We start from the raw sequence: 25872 nt of genomic DNA on the forward strand, positions 1-25872 counted from the left end.
GCGGGCGCGGCGCCGCCGCGGCGCCGGCGCCGGCGCCGCGCCGGGGCGGGCTTGCCGTCGTGATGCTCCTTGCCGCCGCCGTCGTGCGTCCCGCCGCCCTCCGACGAGCGATCGGCGTCGCCGCTCTGCGCGGCGTGGTCCCGCGACGTCTTGGCGCCGTCCCCGTCGCTCTCGAACGTCGAGCCGACACGCTCGTCCTGGCCGCCCGAGCGACGCCGGCGACGCCGGCGCGCGGGTGCCTGCCCGTTCGTCTCGACCTCGGCGGCGGCATCCGCAGCCCTCTCGGGCTGGACGCGGACGGCCTGGGTCTTCGGGGCGGTCACGATGCGCCCCTTCGTGCCGGCCGGGATGTCGAGATCGGTGAACAGATGCGGGCTCGACGAGTAGGTCTCGACGGGCTCGGGCTGACCGAACTCGAGCGCGCGGTTGATGAGGGCCCACTTGTGCAGGTCGTCCCAGTCCACGAACGTCACGGCGATGCCGGTCTTGCCGGCACGGCCGGTGCGACCCGCGCGGTGCAGGTAGGCCTTCTCGTCGTCGGGGATCGTGTGGTTGATGACGTGGGTGACGTCGTCGACGTCGATGCCGCGCGCGGCGACGTCCGTCGCGATGAGCACGTCCTTCTTGCCGGCCTTGAAGCCCGCCATCGAGCGCTCGCGCGCCTCCTGGCTCATGTCGCCGTGCACCGCGCCGGCGTTGAAGCCGCGGTCGCTGAGCTCGTCGACGAGCTTCTGGGCGGCCCGCTTCGTGCGCGTGAAGATCACGGTCTTGCCCCGACCGTCGGCCTGCAGGATCCGGGCGATGACCTCGTCCTTGTCGAGCGAGTGCGCCCGGTACACGAGGTGGCGGATGTTCGCCTGCGTGAGGCCCTCGTCGGGGTCCGTCGCACGGATGTGGATCGGGTTGGACATGAACCGCCGCGCGAGCGCGACGATCGGACCGGGCATGGTCGCGGAGAAGAGCTGCGTGTGACGGACCGCCGGGACCTTCGAGAAGATCTTCTCGATGTCGGGGAGGAAGCCGAGGTCGAGCATCTTGTCGGCCTCGTCGAGGACCACCTCGGTGGCGTTCGAGAGGTCCAGCAGGCGCTGATTGTTGAGGTCGATCAGGCGACCGGGGGTGCCCACCACGATCTGGGCGCCCGCCTTCAGCTGGTCGATCTGGCCCTCGTACGCCTTGCCGCCGTAGATGGCCACGACGCTCGTCGAGCGGTTCGAGGTCAGCATGTCCATGTCCTCGTAGACCTGGACGGCCAGTTCGCGCGTAGGCACCACGATGAGCGCCTTCACGCCGTGGGCCGGGTCCGGGCCCAGGCGCTGCACCACGGGGATGCCGAAGCCGAAGGTCTTGCCGGTGCCGGTCTTGGCCTGGCCGATGATGTCCTGGCCGGGCAGGCCGAGGGGGATCGTCTGCTCCTGGATGGGGAACGCGTCGACGATGCCCTTCGCAGTGAGGGTGTCGACGATGTCCTGATCGACGCCGAGTTCGGCGAAGGTCGTCACGATGTGTGCCTGTCCGGCAGTGGGATGCTGCCTGGGTTGGTGTCGCCCGGGCGCGGTTACCGGCCTCGTCGAGGCCGCCGCGCGGGCGGAAGTGCGGTCCACGCCCTTCTTTCCCACAGGCGCGGGCGCCCCGATCCGACGCCGGGGACGACACCCACGATACCCGAGGTGCCCCGCGAGGCACGCTTTCGGGCGCGCGCCCTCGTAGGCTTTCGTGCATGGTCAAGTGGTTCTGGGAGCGCCGCGACACGGGGCGCAAGCTCCAGCTCCGCTCGCGAGACGAGCTCAGCGGCGCGAATCGCGTCGACTTCGAGGAGCTGGCGCCCGACATCGACACGTTCCTGGGTCAGGCGGCGTATCTGCAGCTCGGCTTCTTCGAGACGCTGACCGAGCAGATCCAGACGATCCCCGAGCTCGCCGAGAAGGAGGCCGTCTCGCGAGCCGCCGGCGCGGCCCTGACCAAGCACGAGGCGCTCGTGGCGCTTATCAGGGAGCGGGGCGACGACCCGACGGAGATCATGCGCCCCTTCCGTGAGCCGCTGGACGCCTTCCGCGCCGCGACGCACGGCGTGCGGCCGCAAGAGACCCTGCTGTCCGTGCACATCACCGCCGGCATGCTGGACGACTTCTACCTCGCGCTGTCGGCGAGCTACGGCGAGACCGGGGACCGCGTCGCGCGCATCCTGCTGGCGGACTCCGATCGTCAGGCGATCGTCGAGCTGATCGCCGAGACCATCTCCAGCGACCCGGAGTGGCGCTCGCTGCTGGCGCTGTGGGGCCGCCGTCTGGTCGGGGACACGCTGCTGATCGCACGCGCAGCGCTGCGGCCCACCCCGCGCGGGCTCGCTGCACAGGAGAAGGTCGAGCCGGTCTTCACCGAGCTGATGGCCGCGCACTCGCGGCGCATGGACGCCATGGGCCTGGCTGCCTGACGACGGCGCCGGCGGCGAGGGGCGGCTCAGCCGATGCCGAGGCGGGCCTTCTCGCGGACGTCGTGCTGCACGCGGGCGCGCGACACCGCGATGATGGCGGGATACGTCACGACGATCGGGACGACCAGCGCCGCCAGCCACGGCCACGGGGTGTCGATGCCCACACCGAGCCAGGTGAGGATCGCCCACGCCGCGCCGGCGGAGACCGCGCCGATCATCGGCGCGAGCGCGACGCCGCGTGTCAGGCGCTGGTGCAGCTGGAAGTGGATGCCGGTGCCGATGACCGCGCCGAGGATGAAGGCGATGAGGATCTGCACGCCGGGCTCCGGATCAGGCGACGAAGCCGACGCGCCGCGACTCCTCGGAGCCGAGCTCGATGTACGCCAGCCCCGCGGTGGGGACGATGTACGAGTTGCCCTTCGCATCGGCGAACGTGACGTGCGTGGCGCCGGCGTCGAGCGCTGCGGCGACGGACTTCTTCACGTCGGCCGCCGGCTCGTTCGTCTCGAAGTTGAGCTCGCGGCCGGTGTTCGCGATGCCGATGCGGATCTCCACGTGACTGACCTCCTGCGCGGGGCGACGGTTGCTCGCTGAAAGGCTCAGGGCTCCCCGGGCGCATGGCAACTCTACGACACGCGCGCGGGGCATCCGCCGTCGCCGAAACGCTCTGAGCGAACGGTCGGATGTCGGTCGCACGCGTTACCGTCGAGGCATGGTCTCGGGAGGCGGTGAGCGCGGGGCGCTCCCATTCGACGCGCAGCAGCGCGCGGTGATCGCGCTGCCCGCCACCGCCTCGGGTGTCGTCGTCGGGGCACCGGGCACCGGCAAGACGGCGACCCTGGTGGCCCGCGTCGCGGCGCTCGTCGACGCCGGCGCCGACCCCGACTCGCTGCTGGTGCTCACGCCGTCGCGGCAGACCGCCACGGCGCTGCGCGACCGCCTCGGCCTGGCCGTCCGGGTGGCCACGAGCGGACCGCTGGCGCGGTCGGTCGCCTCCTACGCGTTCCAGATCGTCCGGGCGCACGCGGTGGCGGTCGACGCCGACCCGCCGCAGCTGCTCACCGGCGGCGACGAGGATCAGATCATCCGCGACCTCCTCGAGGGCGACGAAGAGGACGAGGCCGCCGGTGCGGCGCGCTGGCCCGACTGGCTCGGTCCGGCGATCCGCGGCACGGCGGGCTTCCGCACCGAGGTGCGGACGTTCCTGGCCGAGTGCACGACGCTCGGCATCGGTCCGCATCGGCTGCGCGACCTCGGCGAGCGCCACGAGCTGCCGGCGTGGGTGGCGCTGTCCTCCTTCTTCGCCGAGTACCTGCAGGTGCGCGACGGCATGCGCGGTGCGCATCGCGATGCCGCCGGCCTCGTCCGCGAGGCCGTGGGGCTCCTGCGCACCGCCCCCACCGGCACACCGGCCGTCGACCGGGTCCGGGTGGTGCTCGTCGACGACGCGCAGGAGCTGACGCTCGGGGGCGTCGAGCTGCTCGAAGCGGTGCGCGCACGCGGCGCCGCCGTGCTGGCCTTCGGCGACCCCGACGTCGGCTCGGGGTCGTTCCGCGGCGCGACGCCGGAGAACTTCGCCCGCCTGGCGGGCTCGCTGGGCGAGGTGCACGTGCTGTCGGAGGGCCACCGCGGAACACCGTGGCAGCGTGTGCTCGTCGACCGGGTGACCGAGCGCATCGGAGCCGTCGGCGTGGTCTCGCACCGGCGCACGGGAGCCGACGGCGAGCCCGACGGATCGGTGCGCGCCCTGACGCTGCGCTCCCCGGCCGAGGAGTACGACGCGATCGCCCGGCTGCTGCGGGAGCGGCACGTCCACGACGGCGTGCCGTGGCACGCGTGCGCCGTGATCGCGCACGACACCCGGCAGGTCTCCGCCCTGGAGGCCGAGCTGTCCGCGCGCGAGGTGCCGGCGCGGGCCGGCGGTCCCGGGCGCGCGCTCGGCAGCGTCCGGCCGGTCGCCGATCTGCTTCGCCTGATCGAGCTGGCGGCCCAGGACGAATGGGTGTTCGAGGACGTGTCCGCCGCGCTCGTCGGCACCTACGGCCGGCTGGACGTCATCGAGCTGCGGCGGCTGCGCTCGGTGCTCCGTCACGCGGAGCTGCGGCTGGCGGTCGATCCGGCGCACGATTCCGCGCAACCCGAGCGCTCCGGGCGGGACCTGATCCTCTCCGCCATGCGCCGGCCGATCGAGTTCGACGTGCTTGACACGCGGGAGGCGCGCCGCGCGGCCTCCCTCGCGCGCACCCTCGCCGTGCTGCGCGACGACCTCGAGCGCGGTGCGACCGCCCACGAGCTGCTGTGGACCGCGTGGGACAGGAGCGGTCTCGAGCGCGCCTGGTCCGAGCTCGCCCGCGGGAACGGACCGCTCGCCGAGCAGGCGAACCGCGACCTCGACGCGCTCGTCGCCCTCTTCCAGGCGGCCAAGCGCTTCGTCGAGCGATCGCTGGACGCCGATCCGCGGGTCTTCGTCCGGTCGATCCTCGACAGCGGCGTCGCCGAGGACCGCCTCGAGGCTCCGACGCGCGCCGACAGCGTCCGCGTGATGACACCCGCCGGTGCGCTGGGCCTCGAGTTCGACACAGTCGTCATCGCCGGCGTCCAGGACGCGGTGTGGCCCAACACCCGCCTGCGGGGCAGCCTGCTCGACACCTGGCGCCTCGCCGATGCGGCCAGCCGCGCCGACGGCGAGGCGATCGGCACATTCGACCGGCGCCGGGCCGCGATGCACGACGAGCTGCGCCTCCTGGCGCGGGCCCTGTCGCGCGCCACCGCCCTGACGATCGTCACGGCCGTCGACGACGACGACACCGGTCCGAGCGTCTTCTTCGAGCTGCTGCCGGATCCCGAGCCGCTCGACCTCGATCACCCGGTCTCGCTGCGAGGCCTGGTCGCACGCCACCGCCGCACGCTCACCACGGCCGGCATGCGCGGTCTCGTCCCGGCGCAGCCGGTGCCCGCTCAGAGCGTCGGGTCGGTGGCGCGGGCGGCCGAGCAGCTCGCGCTGCTGGCCGATGCCGGCGTCCCCGGCGCGGCGCCACGCGAGTGGTACGGCATCGCCGCGCCCACCTCGACGGGCGCGCTGCGCGACCTGGAGCGCGAGGACGTGCGGGTGTCGCCGTCGCGGCTGCACGCGCTGGAGGAATGCGAGCTCAACTGGGTCATCGGCGATCTGGGCGGCGACCCGGGCAGCACGACGGCCGGTCTCGGCACGATCATCCACGCGGCGCTCGAGCACGCGACCGGCAGCGATGAGACATCGCTCTGGGCCGAGGTCGAGGCGCGCTGGGGGGAGCTGGCCTTCGAGGCGGCGTGGCAGGACCGCGCCGAGCAGACCCGCGCCCGCGACCTCGTGCGAAGGCTGCACCTGTACCTGCGCCGCTTCGAGGACTCCGGCGGCGCCCTCATCGGCGCCGAGCCGCACTTCGAGGTCGACATCCCCCTCGACGACGACGCCCACCCCGTCGGCGGCGACCCGCACCGCGTCGTGCTGTCGGGGTACATCGACCGCGTCGAGCTGACCCCCGAGGGCAGCGTCGTCATCCTCGACCTGAAGACCGGCAAGCGCGAGCCGCAGACCGATGCCAAGGTGCTCGACAACCCGCAGCTGGCGGCCTATCAGCTCGCCTTCGAGGCGGGGGCGATCCCCGCGGCGAGCGGCCATGCCCCGGGGGGCGCGAAGCTGCTGGTCCTGCGGCCCACGGCCACCAAGGCCGACTACGCCACGCCCTGGCAGCCGCCGTTCGACGACGAACGGCGCGACGCGTTCCTCGGTCGCATCCGCGCGGCGGTCTCGGTCATGCGCGGCGAGTCGTTCACCGCGCCGTACGAGGAGCACTGCCGCGACGAGCACGCGTACGGCCTCTGCCGCATCCACACCATCGGTGCGGTGAGCGCGTCGTGACGATCATCGACCCGCCCACCGCCGCGGCGACGGCGCCCGCCGGGACCACCACCACGCCTCGCCTCCCCGCACGGGTCATCGCCGCGGCGCTCGGCCAGTTCCCGCCCACGGATGAGCAGACCGCGGTGATCGAGGCGCCGCTGGCTCCGGCGCTCGTCGTCGCGGGCGCGGGCAGCGGCAAGACCGAGACCATGGCGGCCCGCGTGGTCTGGCTGGTCGCCAACGGCATCGTGCGGCGCGACGAGGTCCTCGGCCTCACCTTCACGCGCAAGGCGGCGAGCGAGCTCGCCGAGCGGATCCAGAAGCGCCTCGCGCGCCTGGCCGAGTTCGAGCGCCGCGGCCTGCTTCCGGCTCTTCCGGCGCTCGCCGAGGCCGGGCGCCTCGACGTCTTCGGCGAGCTCGAGCGATCGGGCGTCGAGGGCGCCCGCGCCACCGCCGAGCGGCACCGTCTGCTGGATGCGCTCGCGAGTTCGGTTGGCGCCCAGGCCCAGTCGTCGGCCGAGGACGCGCTCCTGCACCGCCCCACCGTCGCCACCTACAACAGCTTCGCGGATCAGATCGTGCGCGAGCATGCGCTGCGGATCGGACGGGATGCCGAGGCCGCCGTCCTCTCGGAGTCCGCGGCGTGGCTCCTCATGCGGCGGGTCGTCTTCGCCTCCGACGACCCTCGCCTCGAGGTGCGGGCGGAGGCCGTGCGCACGATCGTCGATGCGGCGCTGCGCATCGCGCGCGACGGCGTCGACAACCTCGTCGACTTCGACGAACTGGCCGCCTTCCCGGCGCTTTTCCAGGCCGTGCGCGATCTGCCGTCGACGAACAAGCGCACGACGGTGTACGCCGACGTCGCCGAGGCCGTCGAGAAGGTCGGCGCGCTCTCGCTGCTGTCCGACCTCGCCCGCGAGTACGCCGCAGAGAAGCGGCGTCTCGGCGTCATCGACTTCTCAGACCAGGTGGCGGGCGCGCTCGAGGTGGTGGCCAGTCACCGCGCCGTCGCCGACGAGCTGCGCGAACGCTATCGTGTCGTGCTGCTGGACGAGTATCAGGACACCTCGGTCGTGCAGACCGACCTCCTGGCCGCTCTCTTCGCGGGCACGGGCGTCATGGCCGTCGGCGACCCGCACCAGGCCATCTACGGGTGGCGGGGTGCGAGCGCCGGCAACCTCGGCGGCTTTCCCGCGGCGTTCTCGCCGGATGCCCCGTGCGCCCGGTACTCGCTGCTGACGAGCTGGCGCAACAGCGCGTCGGTGCTGGCCGCGGCCAACGCCGTGCTTGCGCCGCTCGCGGCATCGGCGTCGGTGCCCGTGCAGGAGCTCCGCGCGCGTCCCGGCGCGCCGGGCGGGCTGGTCGAGCTCGGTTTCGACGCCGACCTCGACACCGAGGCCGACCGGGTCGCGGAGTGGTTCGCCCGCGTCCGCGCCGAGCGAGCGCAGGCAGGCCTCGCCACCACCGGGGCGATCCTGTTCCGCAGCAAGAGGCACATGGTGCGGTTCGGCGACGCGCTGGGGCGCCGCGGGATCCCGCACCGCATCCTGGGGCTCGGGGGACTGCTCTCCACCCCGGAGGTGGTCGACGTCGTCTGCGCGCTGCGGGTGATCAGCGACCCCTCGGCCGGCTCCGCCCTCATCCGGCTGCTCAGCGGACCGCGGTGGTCGATCGGGCTGCCGGATCTGCGCGAGCTCGCGGCGCTCGCCCGTCGCCTGGCCCGCCACGATGCGTCCTTGCAGCCGCTCGCGCCCGAGGTGGTCGAACGCATCCGCGGCAGCGCCGTAGATGACGACGGCTCGCTCGTGGACGCGCTGGACTTCGTGCTGCGTCACAAGCCCGACCACGGCTGGCTGTCGGGGTTCACGCCCGACGCGAGGGAGCGGCTGCGCGATGCGGCGTCGGTGTTCGCGGGCCTCCGCCAGGCGACCGCGATGCCCATTCCCGAGCTGGTGCGGCTGATCGAGCTCGAGCTGAGGCTCGACATCGAGCTCGCGGCGAACGAGTCGCGAGGTCCTGCCCGCGTGGCTTCGGCGCAGCTGCGCGCGTTCGTCGACGAGGTGCACGCCTTCCTGGCGGCCGATGAGACGGGGTCCCTGTCGAGCCTGCTCGCGTGGCTCGACCACGCCGAGCAGCTGGACGAGTTCGCCCCGCGCACCGAGCCGCCCGAGGACGACGTGGTGCAGCTGCTGACGATCCACGGATCCAAGGGCCTCGAGTGGGATGCCGTCGCCGTGGTGCGCATGGTCAAGGACGAGCTGCCCAGCGCGCCGCGCGACACGAAGGCCTGGCTGGGCTTCGGCGTGCTGCCGTTCACGTTCCGCGGAGACTCCGCATGGCTCCCCGAGCTCGGGTGGCGGTCGGCGCAGACGCAGCAGGACCTGAAGGCGGCGATGGAGGCGTTCATCGAGGCGAACCGCGCGCGCCAGCTCGAGGAGGATCGTCGCCTGGCGTACGTCGCCGTCACCCGGGCGCGCGAGCATCTGCTCCTCACGGGCGCCACGTGGTCGGGCACCAAGCGCCCCCGTGCCCGCAGCACGTTCTTCACCGAGATCGCCGCGGCACTGGGCGTGACCCTCTCCGACGACGAGCCGGGCGATGATCCATACCAGGGCGAGCGCCGGGTGCTCCAGTGGCCGATCGACCCGCTCGGGGCGCGGCGCGCCGCCGTCGTACAGGCGGCCTCGGCGGTCGACGACGCCGCCGCCGGGCCTCGCGCGGCGCTCGATCCGCAGGCGGCGCTGCTGCTGGCCGAGCGGGACGCCCGCCGCGCCCGCCCGGTGCACACCGCCCCCACACGCATCGCCGCGTCACGCTACAAGGAGTACGTCGCCGACCTGGAGGGCACGCTGGCGAGCATCGCCCGCCCGATGCCCGAGCGCCCGTTCCGCCAGACGCGCCTGGGGACGCTCTTCCACGCGTGGGTCGAACAGCGGTCCGGTCGTGTGGGGCTCGGCGGGTCCATCGACGACGCGCTCTGGGAGACGGACGACGAGGCGCCCGACACGGAGGCCTCCGTCGAGGACGCCGCGGCCCTCGACCGCCTGCGCGAGCGGTTCCTGGCCTCCGAGTGGGCGCCGCTGCAGCCGATCGAGGTCGAGACCGAGATCGATTTCGCGACCACCGGGCCCGACGGGCTGCCGCACATCGTCATCTGCAAGCTCGACGCCGTCTACCGGCGGCCCGATCGCGGCGGTCGCATCGAGATCGTGGATTGGAAGACGGGCGTGGCACCGCGCACGGCGGCCGAGAAGGACGAGCGGATGCTGCAGCTCGAGCTCTACCGGCAGGCGTACCACGCCAAGCACGGCGTCTCGCTCGAGGACATCGACGTCGCGCTCTACTACGTCGCCGAGGATGTCATCCTGCGCGGCTGAGAGCTACGGGCGAGTGCCGGGTCCGGACCGACGTCAGTCGGCGAGCCAGCGACGCAGCGCCGCCTCGGACGCGCGCTCCGCCTCCGCTGCGGCATCCAGGCCGTCGGCCGACCCCGCCCCCGGCTCGGCGCGCGCGCCCGCTGCCGCCGGCACCGGGAGCTGGATGGGTGCCGTCGACAGGTCGTCGGGACCGGCGTCCGCGTCGGTGTCGGGCAGGTCGACGTCGTCCGTCACCCACTGCGCGAGCTCTTCGGGATCGTAGGCGTCGGTGTGCATCGAGGTGTCGACGGTCGGCGCGGAGGCCTCGGGCATGCGCTCGAGCAGTGCGATCGCGTCGTCGACGCCGAGGCCCTCGCGGGGGACGATGTCGTCGGTCGAGACGCCTCCGGCGAGCGACTCGAGCAGATCCACCGCATCGGCGACGATGTCCTCGCGGCCCTCATCGTGGCCGTGCACGAGCCACTTGGCGAACTCCAGCTCGGCGTACAGGCGGGCGCGCTCGCGGGCGCGGGAGTCCGGTGCCCGGCCGCTCGCGGCGACGTACGAGGCGTAGACGTCCTCAGCCGCCTCAGGCGCCGAGGCCAGCCACTGCAGGTCCGTCGCGGGGTCGCCGATCGACAGGCCGTGCCACTCCAGCAGGCCGGTCACGGTCGGCACGCCGTCGAGATCCTCGAACAGGAAGGACGCAGCCCCCGCGCCGCCGAGCACGACGGCCGATTCGAAGCGCCACAGGTCGTCGGAGTCGACGGCGCGATGCCACCGCGCTGCGAGGCTCATGGGCAGCCGCCGCGTCGCCGTCGCCCGGTCGATGAGGCGCCCGGCGTCGGCCCGCACCTGCTGCGGTGTCCGCGCGGGCAGACCCTCGGTCTTCACGACGGAATGCGGAAGCGCGTGCAGGGCCGCCAGCGCGGCGCCGAGCGACGTCGCCGCTCCGCGGCCGGGAGGGAGGTGCACCGCATCGACCCGGTACCCGGGCAGGAAGTCGACGACGACGACGCGGCTGCCGCCGAGGCCCGTCTCGCCGAGCAGCTCCGGAGCGCGGAACGGGAGGAGGCCGCGCACGCCCGGCGTGAGGGCTCGCAGCGCCCGCGCCTCCGCGGCCAGCTCCTCGGCGGCCGACGCGGCAGCGGGAACCCGCACGACGACGCGCCGGCCGTCGTCGAGGTCCGCCACCGCGGTGTCGTAGCGACCGGTCGCTCCCTCGGTGAGCGCACCGACTCCCACGACCCCGACCCGCGGCAGAGCCGACGTGACGGACGCGGCTAGAGTGAGGGGTGAGCGTGCCATGTGCCCAGGGTAGGTCGGTCGCGCTCGTCCGTCCCCGCGCCACGCCCGGCCCAGATCGACGAAGCGGAGCATGTCCGATGACGGCGCCCGACAGCACCACACTTCCGCCGCCGGCCGGTCCAGGGTTCGACCGCGCGGCCGAAGAGCGGCTCGCACCGGGGCTGGTCGACGAGCTCCGGGCGGATGCCGCGACGCAGGTCCTCGCGATCGCGGGCGACACCGCGCCGCTGGCCACGCCCGACGCGCTGCGGTGGGTGGCACCGTCCGAGGTGCCGGCCGGCGCCGAATGGGCCTTCCTCGGCCGTGACGCCGACGGCGCCGCCCTGCTGGCAGCGGTGTTCCCGGCGCAGGAGGACGAGCTGTTCGCCACGGCGTCCGGCTGGGCCGCGCTCCGCGCCGTGGGCGGCGCGCTGTCGTCCCGCGACGCGAGCGCCTTCGTCGAGGCGCTGAGCCTCGGCCGATGGCTCCTCGACGCGCCCTTCTGCCCGGCGTGCGGCGCCCGCACCGACCTCGGCGACGCCGGCTGGTCGCGGCGGTGCCCGAGCTGCGGTCGCCAGCACTTCCCCCGCACCGACCCCGCGGTGATCGTCGCCATCACGAGCGCCGAGCACCCCGACGCCCTGCTGCTCGGCTCGAACGCGCTGTGGGGTCCCGAGCGGTTCTCGTGCTTCGCCGGGTTCGTCGAGGCGGGGGAGTCGCTCGAGGCCGCGGTGCGGCGCGAGGTGTTCGAGGAGTCGGGGATCGCCGTCGGCGCGGTGACCTACCGCGGCTCCCAGGCCTGGCCGTACCCGCGGTCGCTCATGGTCGGCTTCCTCGCCACGGCGCGCGACGACGCTTCGGCGCGCGCGGACGGCGAGGAGATCGCCGCCGTCCGGTGGTTCACGCGCGACGAGATCGGGCGCGCGCTGGCCGGCGAGGGCGAGGTGGTCCTTCCGGGACGGGCGTCGATCGCGCACCGGCTCATCTCGGACTGGCACGCGGAGCGGGTATGAGCACCGGTGCCCTCGCCGGGCTCGACGACCGTCAGCTCGAGGCTGCGACGGCGCTCCGCGGGCCGGTCGTCGTGCTGGCCGGTGCCGGCACGGGCAAGACGCGCGTCATCACCCACCGCATCGCGCACGGCGTCGACACCGGCGCATACTCCCCACAGCGGGTGATGGCGGTCACCTTCACGAACAAGGCCGCCGGCGAGATGCGCGGGCGACTGCGGGCGATGGGTGTCAACGGCGTCGCCGCACGCACCTTCCACGCGGCGGCGCTCGCGCAGCTGAACTACTTCTGGCCGACGCTGGCGCGCGACACCGCGCCGGCGATCGTCGACAACAAGGTGCGTCTGCTCGCCCATGCGGCCGACGGCATCGGCCTCGATCCCGACGTGGCCACGCTCCGCGACGTCGCCTCCGAGATCGAGTGGCGCAAGGTCTCGATGATGGGCATCGACGACTACGCCGCCGCCCGTCCGGGCGGGGTGGGGCGCCTCTCCGTCGACCGGGTGGTCGCCCTGCAGCGCGCGTACGAGAAGCTCAAGGACGAGCGCCGGCAGCTCGACTTCGAGGACGTGCTGCTCGCCTGCGCCGGCATGCTCGAGGCCGAGCCCCAGGTCGCCAAGGCCGTGCGCGAGCAGTACCGCCACTTCACCGTCGACGAGTTCCAGGACGTCTCGCCGCTGCAGAACCGCCTGCTCGAGCTCTGGCTCGGCGACCGGCGGGACCTCTGCGTCGTCGGCGACGCGAGCCAGACGATCTACTCCTTCGCCGGGGCGGACGCGCGCTTCCTCCTGGAGTTCCCGTCCCGGTACGAGGGCGCGCGAATGGTGCGCCTGGAGACGAACTACCGATCGGATGCCGCGATCCTCGCGGTCGCCAACGAGCTCATGCGCGGGCGGCCCGGTGCCCTCCACCTGGAGGCGGCGTCCCCTCGCGGCGACGCGACCGCGTCCGACGTCATCCCGACGGTGACCGCGTTCGAGGACGACCGCGCCGAGGCACGTGCCGTGGCCGCGCGGATCGCGGAGCAGATCGCCGGGGGCGCGGACCCTGGCCACATCGCCGTGCTCTACCGCTCCCATGCCCAGTCGGCGGAGCTCGTCGCCGCGCTGTCGGACGCCGGCATCGCGACGACGGTGCTCGGCGGCCGCCGGTTCTTCGACATGCCCGAGGTCCGGCAGGCGGTGATGGAGCTGCGGGCGGCGTCGATCGCTCCCATCGAGAGCGGCTTCGTCGACACGGTGCGCGACATCCTTCGCTCGCGGGGCCTCACCGACGAGCCTCCTGCCGCGGGCGGTGCGCTCCGCGACGCCTGGGAGGCGCGCGCGGCGCTCCTGCGCCTGGCGCAGGAAGCGCCCGCGGGCACCACCCTGCGCGCGTTCACCGACGAGCTCACCGCTCGCGCGAAGGTCCACGACGAGCCGGCTATGCGGACGGTCACCCTCGCGACGCTCCATGCGGCCAAAGGCCTGGAGTGGGATCACGTGCATCTCGTCGGAGTGGCCGAAGGGCTGCTTCCGATCTCGTACGCGACCACGTTCGAGCAGGTCGACGAGGAGCGCCGCCTGGCCTATGTCGGGATCACGCGGGCCGGGCGAACGCTGTCGCTGACCTGGTCTCGAGGGGTGCGGGAGCGGCAGCCGTCGCGCTTTCTCCGAGAGATCGGCAGCGGCAGTCTGCGTGCGGGCGGTGCGAGCGCACGGTCCGGTGCAGCGAGTCGCCGCGCAGCGCCACCGACCGCGTCCGGGGCGGCGCGGGGCTCTGCGCGCGCTCCGCGATGAGTCGCCCCGCGACGATGCCCGCCTCCCACAGCACCGCGGGTGCGACCTCGACCGGTCTTCCCAGCAGCTGAGCGGCGACGACCGGCCACGACGGGTCCTCGTCTCGACGGGCGGCCGCCACGCACGCGAGGCAGGCGGTGCGGCCGGGCACGACGAAAGGGCCGATCTCGGCGCCCGTGCCGGTGAGCGCGACGGGGACATGGACGCGGTCGGCGGCCATGAGCGCCGCCGCGGAGCCAGGCGGAACGACGCGGTGGACGACCAGCAGCACCGCCGATCCCGGGGGAGAATCCGTCACCGCGTCGAAGCGGTGGGCGACCGCCACGTCGGCCCCCGACGCCGAGACGCCCGCGGCGATCGCATCGCGCTGCTCGTCGGGAACGTGATCCTCGCACCGCACGGTGATCCGCGGGCGCGGCGGGGGATCGTCGGCCAGGCTGCCTCGCAGCTGTGCGAGCAGGCGGCTCGCGGCGGCGGCGTCGGGTGCGCCCATCGCCTGCGCGAGGGGCGTGAAGGCGGAATCCGGGATGCCGCGCTCCAGCTCGCTCACCAGCCGCAGCATCCACGGCTCGGGGTCGGGAAGCACGGCGACCGGCTCCGCGCCGAACTGGAGGACGGTGTCTGTCCGCCACACCGGCGGGTGCGAGGGGTCGAGGCGCAGCATGCCCTGATCCTGCCCGAGCGACGCGGCGCCCGGATGCCTGTCCACAGGCGCGGGCGGCGAACCGCCCCCGGCCGCGAGCCTGGGGAGGAGGCGGTGCAGCCCGGCTCAGACCGGGCGGTGATCGTCCGGGGCGCTGCCCTCGTCATCGCCGCGACCCTGTTCGTCGAGTCCGTCGGCCTCGGGCACCTCGCCCGCCAGCAGCCGCGCGAGGGCGTCATCCAGTTCATCCCTCGCCGGCTCCTCGCCGCGGGCGCGGGCCTCCAGCCGTGCCACGAGCGCAGCCGGATCGTCGATGTCGGCGGCGCTCGGCATGAGGTCGGGGTAGTCCCACAGCGCGTCCCGGGCGCTCGCGCCGACGGCATCCGTCACCGCGCGCCACATCGCGGCGGCCTCGCGCATGCGGCGCGGCCGGATCTCGAGGCCCACCAGCGAGCCCAGCGCGCGCTCCGCCGGACCGCCTACGGCACGACGCCGGCGCACCGCCTCGGCGATCCGCTGCGCGGCAGGAAGGCGCGAGGTGGCGGTCTCGGTCACGACCTCGACCCACCCCTCGATGGTGGCGAGGAGATTCTCGAGGCGGGCCAGCGCCGCGTCCTGCGCTTCGGAGCGCGCGGGCAGCAGCGCGCCGCTCTCGATGGCGCTGCGCAGCTCGTCGGGATCGGACGGGTCGAAGCGCGACGCGAGGTCTTCGAGCGCGTCGGTGTCGACGTGCACGCCGCGCGCGAAGTCGGTGACCTGCGAGATGACGTGCAGCCGCAGCCAGCGGGCGTGGCGGAACAGTCGTGCGTGCGCGAGCTCCCGCGTCGCGACGTACAGGGCCAGCTGGTCTTCCGGCACCTCCAGGTCGCGGCCGAAGTCTGCGAAGTTCTGCGGCAGGATGGCGGCCTCGCCGTCGGGCATGAGCGGGATGCCCACGTCACCGCCGCTCACGACCTCCTTCGAGAGACTGCCGACGACCTGCCCGAGCTGCGAGGCGAACAGCGAGCCCCCGACGGTGCGCATGAGCCGTCCGGCGCCCTGCACCATCGCCTGCATGTCCTCGGGCGCCTGCTCGCTGAGCGCCGTCGTCAGAGCGTCGGCGATGCTCGTCGCGACGGGCTCCGCGAGCTCCTGCCACACCGGGAGCGTGGCCTCGACCCACCCGCCGCGGGTGATCGTCGCCGGGGGCGCGGGAAGCTCCGAGATCGTCGTCGCCTCGCTGAGCCACAGCGTCGCCAGCGAGAACGCCTGATCGAGGTCGGTGCGCTGGCCCGCGGTGACGCCCAGTCCCTCCTGGTTGGCGATGTGCAGCGCCTGGCGCTTGGCGAGGTCCCACGAGATGCCCTCGTCGGCGCCCGCGAACGCTCCCTGCAGCTGGCTCATGACGGCCTGCATCATGGCGGGGTCGATGTTCATCCCCGACAGCCGCGACAGCTGCTCGGCGTCGAAGTCGCCCGCGGCGCCGCCGAACAGCTGGCGCATGAGCTCCTGGAAGTCGTCCTCGGGACTGCGGTCGTCGTCTGCCACTTCAGTCGCCTTTCAGCCGGTCGGGACCCACGCGCTCTACGCTAGTCGCAGCATCCGTCGCACTCCCCGGCAGGGACCCCGTACGCCTTACGCCGGTCGCGAACGACCAGCGAATCCACCCAAGGCACGGAAGAGAGGTCCCGCGTGGCCCTGTTCGACGAGAACTCCACCATCGAGCCCGCCCCGCGGCAGCGCATGTCGCGGCGGACGGTCGCCGGTGTGTGGGCCCTCGCGGTGGCGATGGTGGCGCTGCTGGTCATCACCTTCCTGCCCACGTCGTACGTGATCCAGCAGCCGGGACCGGTGTACAACACCCTGGGCACCGCCGAGAACTCCGACGGCGAAGAGGTCCCGCTGATCTCCGTCGAGGGCGCCGAGACCTTCCCGACGGACGGCTCCCTCGACCTCCTCACGGTGCAGGTGCAGGGCAACCGCGAGCAGACCCCGTCGTGGTTCGAGCTGGCGCTGGCATGGTTCGACCCGACCAGGGCGGTGCTCCCGATCGACTCGATCTTCCCCGAGGATCAGACGACCGAGCAGCGCAACCAGGAGAGCGCCGCCATGATGATCGACTCGCAGCACGAGGCGACCGCGGCCGCGCTCACCGAGCTGGGGTACGACGTCGGCGGCCAGCTCGCCGTCTACTCCGTGATCGACGGCGCCGCCGCGGAGGGGCTGCTCGAGCAGGGCGACATCATCCTCGCCGCCGACGGCGAGGAGGTGACGGATGCCGCCACCCTGCGCCGTGTCATCAACGACGGCGAGGGCGCCGCCGTCGAGCTCCTCGTCGATCGGGCGGGCCAGGAGGAGACCGTGGAGGTGACGCCCGAGGAGACCGTGCTCGACGGCGAGGAGACGTGGCTCATCGGCGTGAACCTCACCACCGACTACGAGTTCCCCATCGACGTGACGATCCAGCTCAACAACGTCGGCGGTCCGAGCGCCGGCATGATGTTCGCGCTGGGGATCATCGACACCCTCACCCCCGGCGAGCTCAACGGCGGGCAGCAGGTCGCCGGCACCGGCACCATCTCGGCGGACGGCACCGTCGGACCCATCGGCGGCGTCCGGCAGAAGATGTGGGGCGCGGTGGATGCCGGGGCGGAGTGGTTCCTGTCCCCGGAGGCGAACTGCGACGAGGTCGTCGGGCACATCCCGGGTGATCTGCGCGTGTTCGCGGTCGAGGATCTCGACGACGCTATGGCGGTGCTCGACGCCGTTCGCGAGGACGGCGACCTGGACGCGCTGCCCACCTGCACCGCACGCTGACGCGCGGCGATCGTTCCCGAAACGTTGCGCGTTTCGGAGAGTTCGCCCAGGCAGGACAAGGCAGGGCCTGGGAATCCGCCGCCTAGGATGGGATCGTGACCACGACCTCGTCGCCGACTCCGGCCACACCTTCCCGCACCAGACGCGTCATCGCCATCACCCTCGCGGTCATCGCCGGACTCGTGGTGGCGTTCTTCGTCTTCGCAAGCCTCTACGCCGACTGGCTCTGGTACGACCAGCTGGGGTTCTCGGAGGTGCTGCTGACGCAGTGGATCGCGCGCGTGATCATGTTCGCGGTGGGCTTTCTCGGCATGGCGGTGCCGGTGTGGCTCGCCATCCAGCTCGCCTACCGCCTGCGTCCCGTGTACGCGCGGCTGAGCTCGCAGCTGGACCGGTACCAGGAGGTCGTCGAGCCGCTGCGACGCCTGGCGATGTGGGGCATCCCCGTCTTCTTCGGCTTCTTCGCCGGCTTCGCCGCGTCGGCGCAGTGGGAGACCACCTGGCTGTGGTTCAACGGCGTCGCCACCGAGACCACCGACCCGGAGTTCGGGCTGGACACCGGCTTCTACATGTTCGCGATGCCGTTCTGGACCGCGCTGGTGGGCTTCGCCTCGGCCGTGCTCCTGGTGTGCCTCCTCGTCACCGCCCTCGTGTCGTACCTGTACGGCTCGGTGCGCATCGGCCAGCGCGAGCTGCGCATCTCGAAGTCGGCGCGCATCCAGCTCGCCGTGATCGCCGGCCTCTACCTCCTCGTGCAGGGGGTGAGCCTGTGGCTCGACCGGTTCAAGACCCTCGTCGAGTCCGGTGCCGACGGGCGCATCACCGGCCCCGGCTACACCGGCGTCAACGCCATCATCCCCGGGCAGACGATCCTCGCGTTCGCGGCCGTCATCGTCGCGATCCTGTTCTTCGTGACGGCCATCATCGGCCGCTGGCGCTACCCGCTCATCGCGACGGCGCTGCTGGTCGTCTCGGCGATCGTCGTCGGCGTCGGCTACCCGTGGGTGGTCAACACGTTCCAGGTGCAGCCGAACCGGTTCACGCTGGAAGAGGAGTACTACCAGCGCAACGTCGACATGACCCACGAGGCTTATGGGGTCGCCGGTCTCGAGCAGCAGGACTTCACCGCGGTGACCGACGTCGCGGCCGGGCAGCTCCGCGACGACGCGGCCACGACCGCGCAGGTGCGGATCATGGACCCGGCGATCATCTCGCCGAACATCCGTCAGCTCGAGCAGTACCGCTCGTACTACCAGTTCGCCGATCCGCTCGACGTCGACCGCTACGCGATCGACGGCGTCTCCCAGGACACGATCGTGTCGGTGCGCGAGCTGAACCTCGACCAGCTCGGCAACGCGGCGGACTGGCAGAACTCCGCCGTCGTCTACACGCACGGCTACGGGCTCGTCGCCGCGAAGGGCAACGACCGCACCGGCGAAGGAGACCCGGTCTTCCTCGAGCGCGGCATCCCCGCCGCCGGCTTCCTCTCGGACCGCGAGAACTTCCAGCCCCGCGTCTACTTCGGCGAGTACTCGCCGCCGTATTCGATCGTGGGCGCCCCCGAGGGCGCTGATCCCGTCGAGCTCGACTACCCCTCGGGCGAGGACGGCTCGGGTGAGACGAAGACGACGTTCGACGGCGAGGGCGGACCGAGTCTCGGCAGCGTCTTCAACCGGCTCATCTACGCGCTGAAGTTCCAGGCCGAGCAGATCCTCTTCTCGGACTACGTCAACGAGGAGTCGCAGATCCTCTATGACCGCAATCCCCGCGATCGGGTGCAGAAGGTCGCGCCGTATCTGACGCTCGACAACGACGCGTACCCGAGCGTCGTGGACGGCCGCATCGTGTGGATCGTGGACGGCTACACGCTGAGCTCGAACTACCCGTACTCCTCGACGGTCAGCCTCACCTCGGCGATCTCGGACTCGTCCAACCCGGCGCCGCGCTTCGCGCTGGACGACATCAACTACATCCGCAACTCCGTCAAGGCGACCGTCGACGCGTACGACGGCTCGGTCACGCTGTACGCGTGGGACGAGGAGGACCCGGTGCTGCAGTCGTGGCAGAAGGTCTACCCCTCCACGATCAAGCCGATCGAGGACATGTCGGCCGAGCTGATCAGCCACGTGCGCTACCCGACCGACCTGTTCAAGGTGCAGCGCACCATCCTCGGCGTCTACCACGTCGACGACGCGCGCTCGTTCTACCAGAGCGACAACCGCTGGCAGACGCCCGCCGACCCGCAGGAGGAGACGCAGCTCCAGCCGCCGTACTACCTCACGATGCAGATGCCCGACCAGGACGAGCCGACGTACTCGATGTTCACGTCGTTCATCCCGGCGGCCACAGCCGGCAACGCGCGCAACGTCCTGATGGGCTATCTCGCCGTGGACTCCAACGCGGGCACCGAGGCCGGGGTCAAGAGCGAGGACTACGGCAAGCTCCGCATGCTCGTGATCGACGCCGACACCACCGTCCCCGGACCCGGACAGGTGCAGAACACCTTCAACTCCGACCCGCTGGTGTCGTCGCAGATCAACCTGCTCAAGCAGGGGCAGTCCGAGGTGCTCAACGGCAACCTGCTGACGCTTCCGGTGGGCGGCGGTCTGCTCTACGTGCAGCCGGTGTTCGTGCAGTCCTCGGCGGGGACGAAGCTGCCGAAGCTCCAGAAGGTGCTCGTCTCGTTCGGTGACGACATCGCGTTCGAGGACACCCTGAACGAGGCGCTGGACACGCTCTTCGGAGGCGACTCGGGAGCGGATGCCGGTGACACCGACGTGCAGCCGACGCCGGGAGCGACGCCGGGAGCGACGCCCGCGCCGACACCGGCGCCGACGGAGCCCACGGACCCGGCCGAGCCGACCGACGAGTACCAGGCCGCGCTCCAGGAGGCGCAGCAGGCGATGCTCGACCGGCAGGCGGCGCTCGAGGCCGGTGACTGGGCCGCGTACGGCGCGGCCGACGAGCGCCTCACCGCCGCGGTGGACAGGCTGATCGAGCTCGGCACGCCGTAACCGCCATCTTGCTGCCACGCTGCCGCGGCGCGGGCCCGCAGGTCAGGCCGTGAGGACGGCGTACCAGATGAGCAGCAGCGTCACGAGGAACCCCGACAGCTGGTTGAGCCACAGGAACCGGCGCCAGCCGGCTGTCGCGGCCCCGGCGTCGGCGTCGGCGATCGAGCGGTACGGCCACACGGTGACGAGGTAGGGCACGGCCACCACGGCGGCGAGGGGACCCGGCCAGTCGGTCGCGAACATGACCAGGCCGGCTGCCGCGTAGCAGGCGAGCGCGAACCGCACCGTCCAGCGGGCACCCCGCGCCGTCGCGATCGAGGCGATGCCGGCCTCGCGGTCGGCCACGACGTCCTGCACGGCGCCGAAGGCGTGCGAGGCGACGCCCCACAGCGCGAACGCGACGATGAGGGCGACGAGGCCCGGTGTCCAGACGGCGCCGGCCAGGACCAGCCCGTAGACCGCGGGGGAGAAGAAGTGGATGCTGCTGGTCGCCGAGTCCAGGAACGGCCGCTCCTTCAGCCGCAGCGGCGGCGCGCTGTAGAAGACCACGAAGAACAGGCTCGCCGCCAGCACCGCCCAGGACGCCGGGTCGCCGATCGCGACGAGGTACACCACGAACGGCAGACACGACAGGCCTGCCGCCCAGAGGGTGATCCGGTGCAGCCGACGATCCAGCACGGCGCCGTGCGCGCCGCCCTTGCGGGGGTTGCGCAGGTCGGACTCGTAGTCGAAGACGTCGTTGATGCCGTACATCGCGAGGTTGTACGGCACGAGGAAGAAGAGCGTGCCGACGATGAGGGGCAGGTCGACCTGGCGCGTCGTCAGCAGATACGCCGCGGCGAACGGGTAGGCGGTGTTGATCCAGCTCACCGGCCGCGACGAGACGAACAGCTGCCGGGCCACGCCCGAGGCCCGCAGCGGCGCCGCCGCCGTCACGGGCGCTCCTCCTGAGCCGCTCGCCGCGGGTGCGACAGGAGCACGAAGACGGCCGGCACGAGGAAGGCCGCGCACAGCGGGTACGCGAAGTCCTCGATCGGCGCGAGGCCGATCCGCACGCCGGAGACGAGGCCCTCGGGGTACGTGAAGAGCCCCGCGGCGATCATCACGTTGTCGAAGACGGCGGTCAGCGCGATGAGGACGGCGGCGGCGATGGCGGATGCCGTCATCCGGCGGCCGAACCCGGGCCGCGTTGCCGTCAGCAGCACGACGACGGCGGTCAACACCAGGAACGGGAGGTTCAGCAGCAGGTACGTCACGGCATGCCCTCCCTGCCGGAGGCGACGGCATCCGCTCTCCGCCGCTCGATCAGGCGCTCGGCGCCCGCCCACGCGACGAGCGCGAGGTAGCACAGGAAGGCGAGGAAGACGGGCTCTTCGAGCGGCAGATGGGGCGCGAGATCGATGCCCAGCAGCAGCGGGCTGTCGCCCTTGACGAACACGCCGGCGGCGATCCCGACCGCATCCCACGCCAGGAAGAACGCCGTGCCGAGGAGCACCGCCGCGGCCGTCCGGCCGGGATGTCGCCATGCCGCAAGGCGCCAGCGGCGGTCGATCAGCAGGATGCCCGCTGCGGAGGCGAGGATGGCGGCGAGATAGATGCCGGGCACCCTCATACTCTCGCAGGTTCGGCGATCGGACCGGGGGATCGGTCGCCGCGGAGGCGCTTGACCACGAGCTCCGCCGAGATCAGGCACATCGGCAGGCCGATGCCGGGGAGCGTCGATGCCCCGACGTACGCGAGACCGTCCACGATTCGGGAGGCGTTCCGCGGCCGGAACACCGCGCTCTGTCCGAGCGTGTGCGCAAGGCCCAGGGCGTTGCCGCGCCAGGCCCCGAACTCGTCCGCGAAGTCGCCGGGAGCGACCGTGCGGCGCACGACGACGCGGCTCGCGAGGTCGGGGATGCCGCACCACGTCGCGATCTGGTCGACGACGCTGTCGGCGGCCGCCTCGATGCGCGCGTCGCCGTCGCCGTCGACGCCGCCGTGCCCGAGCGACGGGTCGGCCGGCACCGGGACGAGCACGAAGAGGTTCTCGTGTCCCTCGGGTGCGACCGTGTCGTCGGTCGCGCTCGGTCGGCATACGTACACCGAGGCGGGGTCGGGGATCCGTGGGTGCGCGCCGAAGATGTCGTCGAAGTTGGCCTTCCAGTCGCGCGTGAACAGCAGCGTGTGGTGCGCGAGCTGGGGGAGGGATCCCGCCACGCCGAGCATCACCAGCAGCGCGCCCGGGCTGGGCGTGCGCGAGCCCCACCACTTCTCGGGATACGTCTGCTTCTCGGGAGGGAGCAGCCCGGTCTCGGTGTGGTGGAGGTCGGCGCCCGACACCACGAGGTCAGCCGTGAGGCGACGGCCGTCCGCCAGCTCCACGCCCGTGGCGCGGCGCCCCTCCGTCGTGATGGCGGCGACCCGCGCGCCGGTCTCGATCCCGACGCCGGCGGCCTCCGCCAGGCGCGTCACCGCGCGGATGATCTCGGTGAACCCGCCTCGCGGGTACAGCACGTGCTCGTCGAGGTCGAGGTGGCTCATCAGGTGGTACAGGCTCGGCACCCCGTACGGCGATCCGCCGAGGAACACCGCGGGGTACTCGAGGATCTGACGCAGCCGCGGGTCGGTGAACCTGCTGTCGACATGGCGTGCGAGCGTCCTCGTGAGCAGCGGCGCGAGGCGTGGCATCCGTCGCAGCAGGGCGGGGTCGCGCAGCCCCGCGGTCGTCTCGTACGTGTCGTAGAGGAACCGCGTCACGGCGAGGTCGTACGCGTCGGCGGCGGAGTCCAGGTACGCGTCCAGGCGCGCGCCCGCACCGGGCTCGACGCTCTCGAACAGGGCGGTGGCCGCCTCGCGTCCCGAGTGGACGTCCAGAGGTCCGAGCCCGGTCGCGGGATCGGAGTACACGCGGTACGCGGGATCCAGCGGCACGAGGTCCAGTTCGTCGGCGGCCGTGGTGCCGAGCAGCCGGAAGAAGTGATCGAAGACCTCCGGCATGAGGTACCAGCTCGGCCCGGTGTCGAAGCGGAAGCCGTCCTGCTCCCACGAGCCCGCGCGTCCGCCCAGCTCGTCACGCGCCTCGAGCAGGCGGACGCCCCAGCCGTCCGAGGCGAGCAGTGCCGCCGCGGCGAGGCCGCCGATGCCGCCGCCGATCACGATCGCGGTCCGCGACCCGTCGCTCGAAGTCATGCGCGCGCCTCCTTGGGAGCGAATCCGAGCAGGGCCCGGGCGGCCAGGCGGGCCTTGACGGCGTCGGGGACGCGGACGCGCCCCTCGCCGCCGTGCGCCGCCCGCAGGCGGCGTGCGAGCTCGGCGAAGAGATCGTGGGCGGCCGTGACGGCGCGCCGGCAGTCGGCCGGGAGCTCGGGGATCACGCCGGCCGCCGTCGCGAGGTCGGCGTCGATGCGGTCGAGGACCGCCGCGCGGTCGCCCGCGGGCGTCGACAGTCCGAGGTAGTCGCGACCGAGCCGCGTGCTGTCGTCGTCGAGGTCCCGCAGGAAGTTGACGTCCTGGAAGGCGGCCCCGAGCCGTCGGGCGCCGTCGACGAGCCGCGGCGGGGGAGTGACCGGATGCGGCGACCCGGCGTTCACGAACACCTGCAGGCACATCAGCCCGATCACCTCGGCCGAGCCGTACACGTACTCGTCGTGCGATGCCGCGTCGTGGCGCGAGACCTGGAGGTCGGCCCGCATCGAGGCGAAGAACGGGGTGATGAGATCGGCGCCGATGCCGCACTCGCGAGCCGTGCGGGCGAACGCGTGCAGGACCAGGTTCGTGCTGAACCCGCGGTCGATCGCCGCGAAGCACTCCTGCTCGAGCTGGTCGAGCACCGCGGCCGTCGCCTCGGGCGAGAGGCCGGCCTCCTGTGCGGGCCCGTCGACGACCTCGTCGGCCACGCGCGCCAGCGCGTAGACGTTCCGCACGTGCGGGCGCGGACGCGGACCCAGCATGCGGCACGCGAGTCCGAACGACGTCGAGTACCGGGCGATGACCGCGGCCGCCGCGTCCTGGGCCGTCCGGTCGTAGAGCGAGAGTCCGGTCGCCGCGGGCCTTCGGGAGGCCTTCACGGGATCCTTCCTTCGACCCGGTCGGCGAGGGTGCGCAGCAGCGCCCCCGCCCGCTCCGGCAATGCCGGATCGGCCGAGACCTCGCGGACGTCGTCCAGGGTGTCGGAGATGAGCGCGACGAGGCGGTCCCGCGCGCCGCTCGCCTCGAGCACGATCTGCGCCTCGCGCACCGCGACGGGGCCGGTTCGCGCGAGTGCGAGCGCGTGGTCGACGCCGGGCGCGGCATCCGTCTCGCGCGCCAGGGCGACCAGCGGCGTGCGCTTGGTCTCGCGCAGGTCGGGTCCGCAGTCGCGTCCGGTCTGCGCAGACGTGCCGAAGGCCCCGATGAGGTCATCGACCAGCTGGAAGGCCAGTCCGAGGCGTCCGCCGGCGTCGCCGAGCACACGCAGTGCGTCGGCGTCGGCTCCGCCGAGGAGCGCACCGGCCTGCAGCGGGGCGCGGAAGGAGTACACCGCCGTCTTGTTGAAGGCCGTGTCGAGGGTCTCGGAGCGCGAGGGGAAGGCGGACGTGACGCTGTTCTCGACATCGGCGAGCTCACCGGCCGCCGACACCAGGACGGCGTCGTCGAGGAGCGTGAGCAGCCGATCCTTCGTGGCGTCGTCGGTGTGCGCCATCGCCACGAGACGGAACGCCTCATGGAGGAGGATGTCGCCGGCCAGGATGGCGGCGGCGTCCCCGAGCAGGGCCGCGCCGTCGGCGCCGGCGCCGTGGGTGCGCCCGCGCTGACGGAACTCCCCGCCGACGTTGGGGACGCCGCGTCGCTCGATGTCGTGGTCGATCACGTCGTCGTGCACCACGAACGCGGTGTGCAGCAGCTCGAACGCGGCGGCGACCGAGAGCGCGGCCGAGGCGTTGGCGTCGCCGGAGCGGAACGCGTCGAACGACGCGGTCACCAGCGCGGGGCGCAGGCGCTTCCCGCCCTGGGTGGCGCGCGTGATGGCGTCGGCCAGGGCGCCGAAGCCTGGTCCGAGCTCTGCCGCGCGCTCCCGGATGCGCGTCAGTGACCCGTCGATCGCGATGCCGACGCCGGGATCCTCAGGTCCGATGATCATGACGCCCTTCGCTGACGTGCCGGCGAGTCGAAGAGATGCAGCTGCTGGGCCTGCAGCACGAGCCACGGGCTGAACGCCCACGGCGTGGCCTCGAGGGATGTCGCGAGGTCCCGGGGCTCGACCCAGCGTGCGTCGAGCGCCTCGAGGGGGTTGAGCACCGGCTCGTCGTCGGTGTGGGCGATGTAGACGGGGCAGACCTCGTGCTCGACGATGCCGTTCGCGTCCGTGGCGCGGTAGCGGAACAGGGGGAGTGCGACGCGGAGATCGCTGAGGGCGAGGCCCAGCTCGAAGTCGGCGTGCCGGCGGACGGCCGAGATGACCTGCTCGGCGGGCCGCGGGTGGCCGCAGAAGGAGTTCGTCCAGACGCCGGGCCACGTGCGCTTGGACAGCGCACGGCGCGTGATGAGCACCTTGCCCTCGCTGTTGAGCACGTGGCACGAGAAGGCCAGGTGAAGGGCGGTGTCGGGCCCGTGAACGCTAGACTTCGGGGCGGTTCCGATGGCCCGGCCCTCGTCGTCGAGCAGCACCACGTGGTCGGTGTCCGTCATCGGAAAGCTCCTCTCAATC

Annotated in this window: 19 protein-coding genes; 7 read left to right on the forward strand and 12 right to left on the reverse strand. The window is 72.7% G+C overall.

The annotated features are described in order from the left end of the window. The coding region (locus V6R91_RS20480) for a DEAD/DEAH box helicase (protein ID WP_336396775.1) at nt 1-1502 on the reverse strand (1502 nt) is incomplete at its 3' end. Between the two features lie 218 nt (nt 1503-1720). Here V6R91_RS20480 and V6R91_RS20485 point away from each other — a divergent pair. Beyond that, nucleotides 1721-2434 carry a ferritin-like fold-containing protein gene (locus V6R91_RS20485; protein WP_336396776.1) on the forward strand — a complete coding sequence of 238 codons (714 nt, stop codon included), beginning with the start codon at nt 1721-1723 and terminating at the stop codon, nt 2432-2434. Nucleotides 2435-2460: 26 nt separating this feature from the next. On the opposite strand, the gene V6R91_RS20490 is transcribed toward V6R91_RS20485, so the two are convergent. Together V6R91_RS20490 and V6R91_RS20495 are read right to left on the reverse strand one after the other, a co-directional pair. Next, nucleotides 2461-2751: a hypothetical protein gene (locus tag V6R91_RS20490; protein WP_336396777.1), complete on the reverse strand. Its 291-nt coding sequence runs from the start codon at nt 2749-2751 to the stop codon at nt 2461-2463. Between the two features lie 13 nt (nt 2752-2764). Beyond that, a complete protein-coding gene (locus V6R91_RS20495) occupies nt 2765-2989 on the reverse strand; it encodes a DUF3107 domain-containing protein (RefSeq protein ID WP_045296833.1) in 225 nt (74 codons plus the stop codon). 157 nt (nt 2990-3146) lie between these two features. Between V6R91_RS20495 and V6R91_RS20500 the strand changes: the two genes are divergently transcribed. Together V6R91_RS20500 and V6R91_RS20505 are read left to right on the forward strand one after the other, a co-directional pair. After that, entirely contained in the window at nt 3147-6335 is a 3189-nt protein-coding gene (locus V6R91_RS20500) for an ATP-dependent helicase (RefSeq protein WP_336396778.1), read from the forward strand. Between the two features lie 2 nt (nt 6336-6337). Then, nucleotides 6338-9694: a UvrD-helicase domain-containing protein gene (locus V6R91_RS20505; protein ID WP_442928168.1), complete on the forward strand. Its 3357-nt coding sequence runs from the start codon at nt 6338-6340 to the stop codon at nt 9692-9694. A 33-nt stretch (nt 9695-9727) separates the two neighbouring features. Here V6R91_RS20505 and V6R91_RS20510 read toward each other — a convergent pair whose 3' ends face one another. After that, nucleotides 9728-10981, reverse strand: a complete 1254-nt coding sequence (locus V6R91_RS20510) for a phosphotransferase (protein ID WP_336396779.1) — start codon at nt 10979-10981, stop codon at nt 9728-9730. A gap of 77 nt (nt 10982-11058) precedes the next feature. Here V6R91_RS20510 and nudC point away from each other — a divergent pair, with 77 nt between their 5' ends. Both nudC and V6R91_RS20520 read left to right on the forward strand, forming a co-directional pair. Next, nucleotides 11059-11973, forward strand: a complete 915-nt coding sequence (gene nudC, locus V6R91_RS20515) for an NAD(+) diphosphatase (RefSeq protein ID WP_336396780.1) — start codon at nt 11059-11061, stop codon at nt 11971-11973. Further along, nucleotides 11970-13748, forward strand: a complete 1779-nt coding sequence (locus tag V6R91_RS20520) for an ATP-dependent helicase (RefSeq protein WP_336396781.1) — start codon at nt 11970-11972, stop codon at nt 13746-13748. The genes nudC and V6R91_RS20520 overlap by 4 nt, the downstream gene beginning before the upstream one ends. A 769-nt stretch (nt 13749-14517) precedes the next feature. Here V6R91_RS20520 and V6R91_RS20525 read toward each other — a convergent pair. Then, nucleotides 14518-15918, reverse strand: coding sequence for a zinc-dependent metalloprotease (locus V6R91_RS20525; protein WP_336396782.1), 1401 nt, complete (start codon nt 15916-15918; stop codon nt 14518-14520). Nucleotides 15919-16062: 144 nt separating this feature from the next. On the opposite strand from V6R91_RS20525, the gene V6R91_RS20530 reads away from it, so the two are divergent. Then, nucleotides 16063-17187 carry a YlbL family protein gene (locus V6R91_RS20530; protein ID WP_336396783.1) on the forward strand — a complete coding sequence of 375 codons (1125 nt, stop codon included), beginning with the start codon at nt 16063-16065 and terminating at the stop codon, nt 17185-17187. A gap of 95 nt (nt 17188-17282) precedes the next feature. Continuing rightward, nucleotides 17283-20201 carry a UPF0182 family membrane protein gene (locus V6R91_RS20535; RefSeq protein WP_336396784.1) on the forward strand — a complete coding sequence of 973 codons (2919 nt, stop codon included), beginning with the start codon at nt 17283-17285 and terminating at the stop codon, nt 20199-20201. 42 nt (nt 20202-20243) lie between these two features. Here V6R91_RS20535 and V6R91_RS20540 read toward each other — a convergent pair whose 3' ends face one another. From V6R91_RS20540 to idi, 7 genes are read right to left on the reverse strand one after another with little or no spacing between them, the layout of a single operon-like run. Then, complete coding sequence (locus V6R91_RS20540) at nt 20244-21137, reverse strand: prenyltransferase (RefSeq protein ID WP_336396785.1); 894 nt, start codon at nt 21135-21137, stop codon at nt 20244-20246. Next, a complete protein-coding gene (locus V6R91_RS20545) occupies nt 21134-21457 on the reverse strand; it encodes a lycopene cyclase domain-containing protein (RefSeq protein ID WP_336396786.1) in 324 nt (107 codons plus the stop codon). Before V6R91_RS20545 ends, V6R91_RS20540 begins: the two co-directional genes overlap by 4 nt. After that, on the reverse strand, nt 21454-21807 hold the full coding sequence (locus tag V6R91_RS20550) for a lycopene cyclase domain-containing protein (protein ID WP_336396787.1): 354 nt from the start codon (nt 21805-21807) through the stop codon (nt 21454-21456). Before V6R91_RS20550 ends, V6R91_RS20545 begins: the two co-directional genes overlap by 4 nt. Nucleotides 21808-21809: 2 nt before the next feature. Continuing rightward, nucleotides 21810-23375, reverse strand: coding sequence for a phytoene desaturase family protein (gene crtI, locus V6R91_RS20555; protein ID WP_336396788.1), 1566 nt, complete (start codon nt 23373-23375; stop codon nt 21810-21812). Beyond that, complete coding sequence (locus tag V6R91_RS20560) at nt 23372-24253, reverse strand: phytoene/squalene synthase family protein (protein WP_336396789.1); 882 nt, start codon at nt 24251-24253, stop codon at nt 23372-23374. Before V6R91_RS20560 ends, crtI begins: the two co-directional genes overlap by 4 nt. Next, the gene (locus V6R91_RS20565; RefSeq protein WP_336396790.1) at nt 24250-25305 is read right to left on the reverse strand and encodes a polyprenyl synthetase family protein; all 1056 of its coding nucleotides are present in this window, start codon (nt 25303-25305) and stop codon (nt 24250-24252) included. Before V6R91_RS20565 ends, V6R91_RS20560 begins: the two co-directional genes overlap by 4 nt. Continuing rightward, nucleotides 25302-25853 (reverse strand): isopentenyl-diphosphate Delta-isomerase, encoded by a 552-nt coding sequence (gene idi, locus V6R91_RS20570; protein WP_336396791.1) that lies wholly within the window; start codon nt 25851-25853, stop codon nt 25302-25304. Before idi ends, V6R91_RS20565 begins: the two co-directional genes overlap by 4 nt. Nucleotides 25854-25872: the final 19 nt, after the last annotated feature.

This window comes from Microbacterium sp. CCNWLW41, assembly GCF_037083505.1.

Excerpts from the sequence above, each read along its gene's own strand:
- V6R91_RS20520 (WP_336396781.1), top strand. The coding sequence starts at position 11,970 with ATGAGCACCGGTGCCCTCGCCGGGCTCGACGACCGTCAGCTCGAGGCT.
- crtI (WP_336396788.1), bottom strand. The coding sequence starts at position 23,375 with ATGACTTCGAGCGACGGGTCGCGGACCGCGATCGTGATCGGCGGCGGC.
- nudC (WP_336396780.1), top strand. The coding sequence starts at position 11,059 with ATGACGGCGCCCGACAGCACCACACTTCCGCCGCCGGCCGGTCCAGGG.
- V6R91_RS20485 (WP_336396776.1), top strand. The coding sequence starts at position 1,721 with ATGGTCAAGTGGTTCTGGGAGCGCCGCGACACGGGGCGCAAGCTCCAG.
- idi (WP_336396791.1), bottom strand. The coding sequence starts at position 25,853 with ATGACGGACACCGACCACGTGGTGCTGCTCGACGACGAGGGCCGGGCC.
- V6R91_RS20510 (WP_336396779.1), bottom strand. The coding sequence starts at position 10,981 with ATGGCACGCTCACCCCTCACTCTAGCCGCGTCCGTCACGTCGGCTCTG.
- V6R91_RS20500 (WP_336396778.1), top strand. The coding sequence starts at position 3,147 with ATGGTCTCGGGAGGCGGTGAGCGCGGGGCGCTCCCATTCGACGCGCAG.
- V6R91_RS20565 (WP_336396790.1), bottom strand. The coding sequence starts at position 25,305 with ATGATCATCGGACCTGAGGATCCCGGCGTCGGCATCGCGATCGACGGG.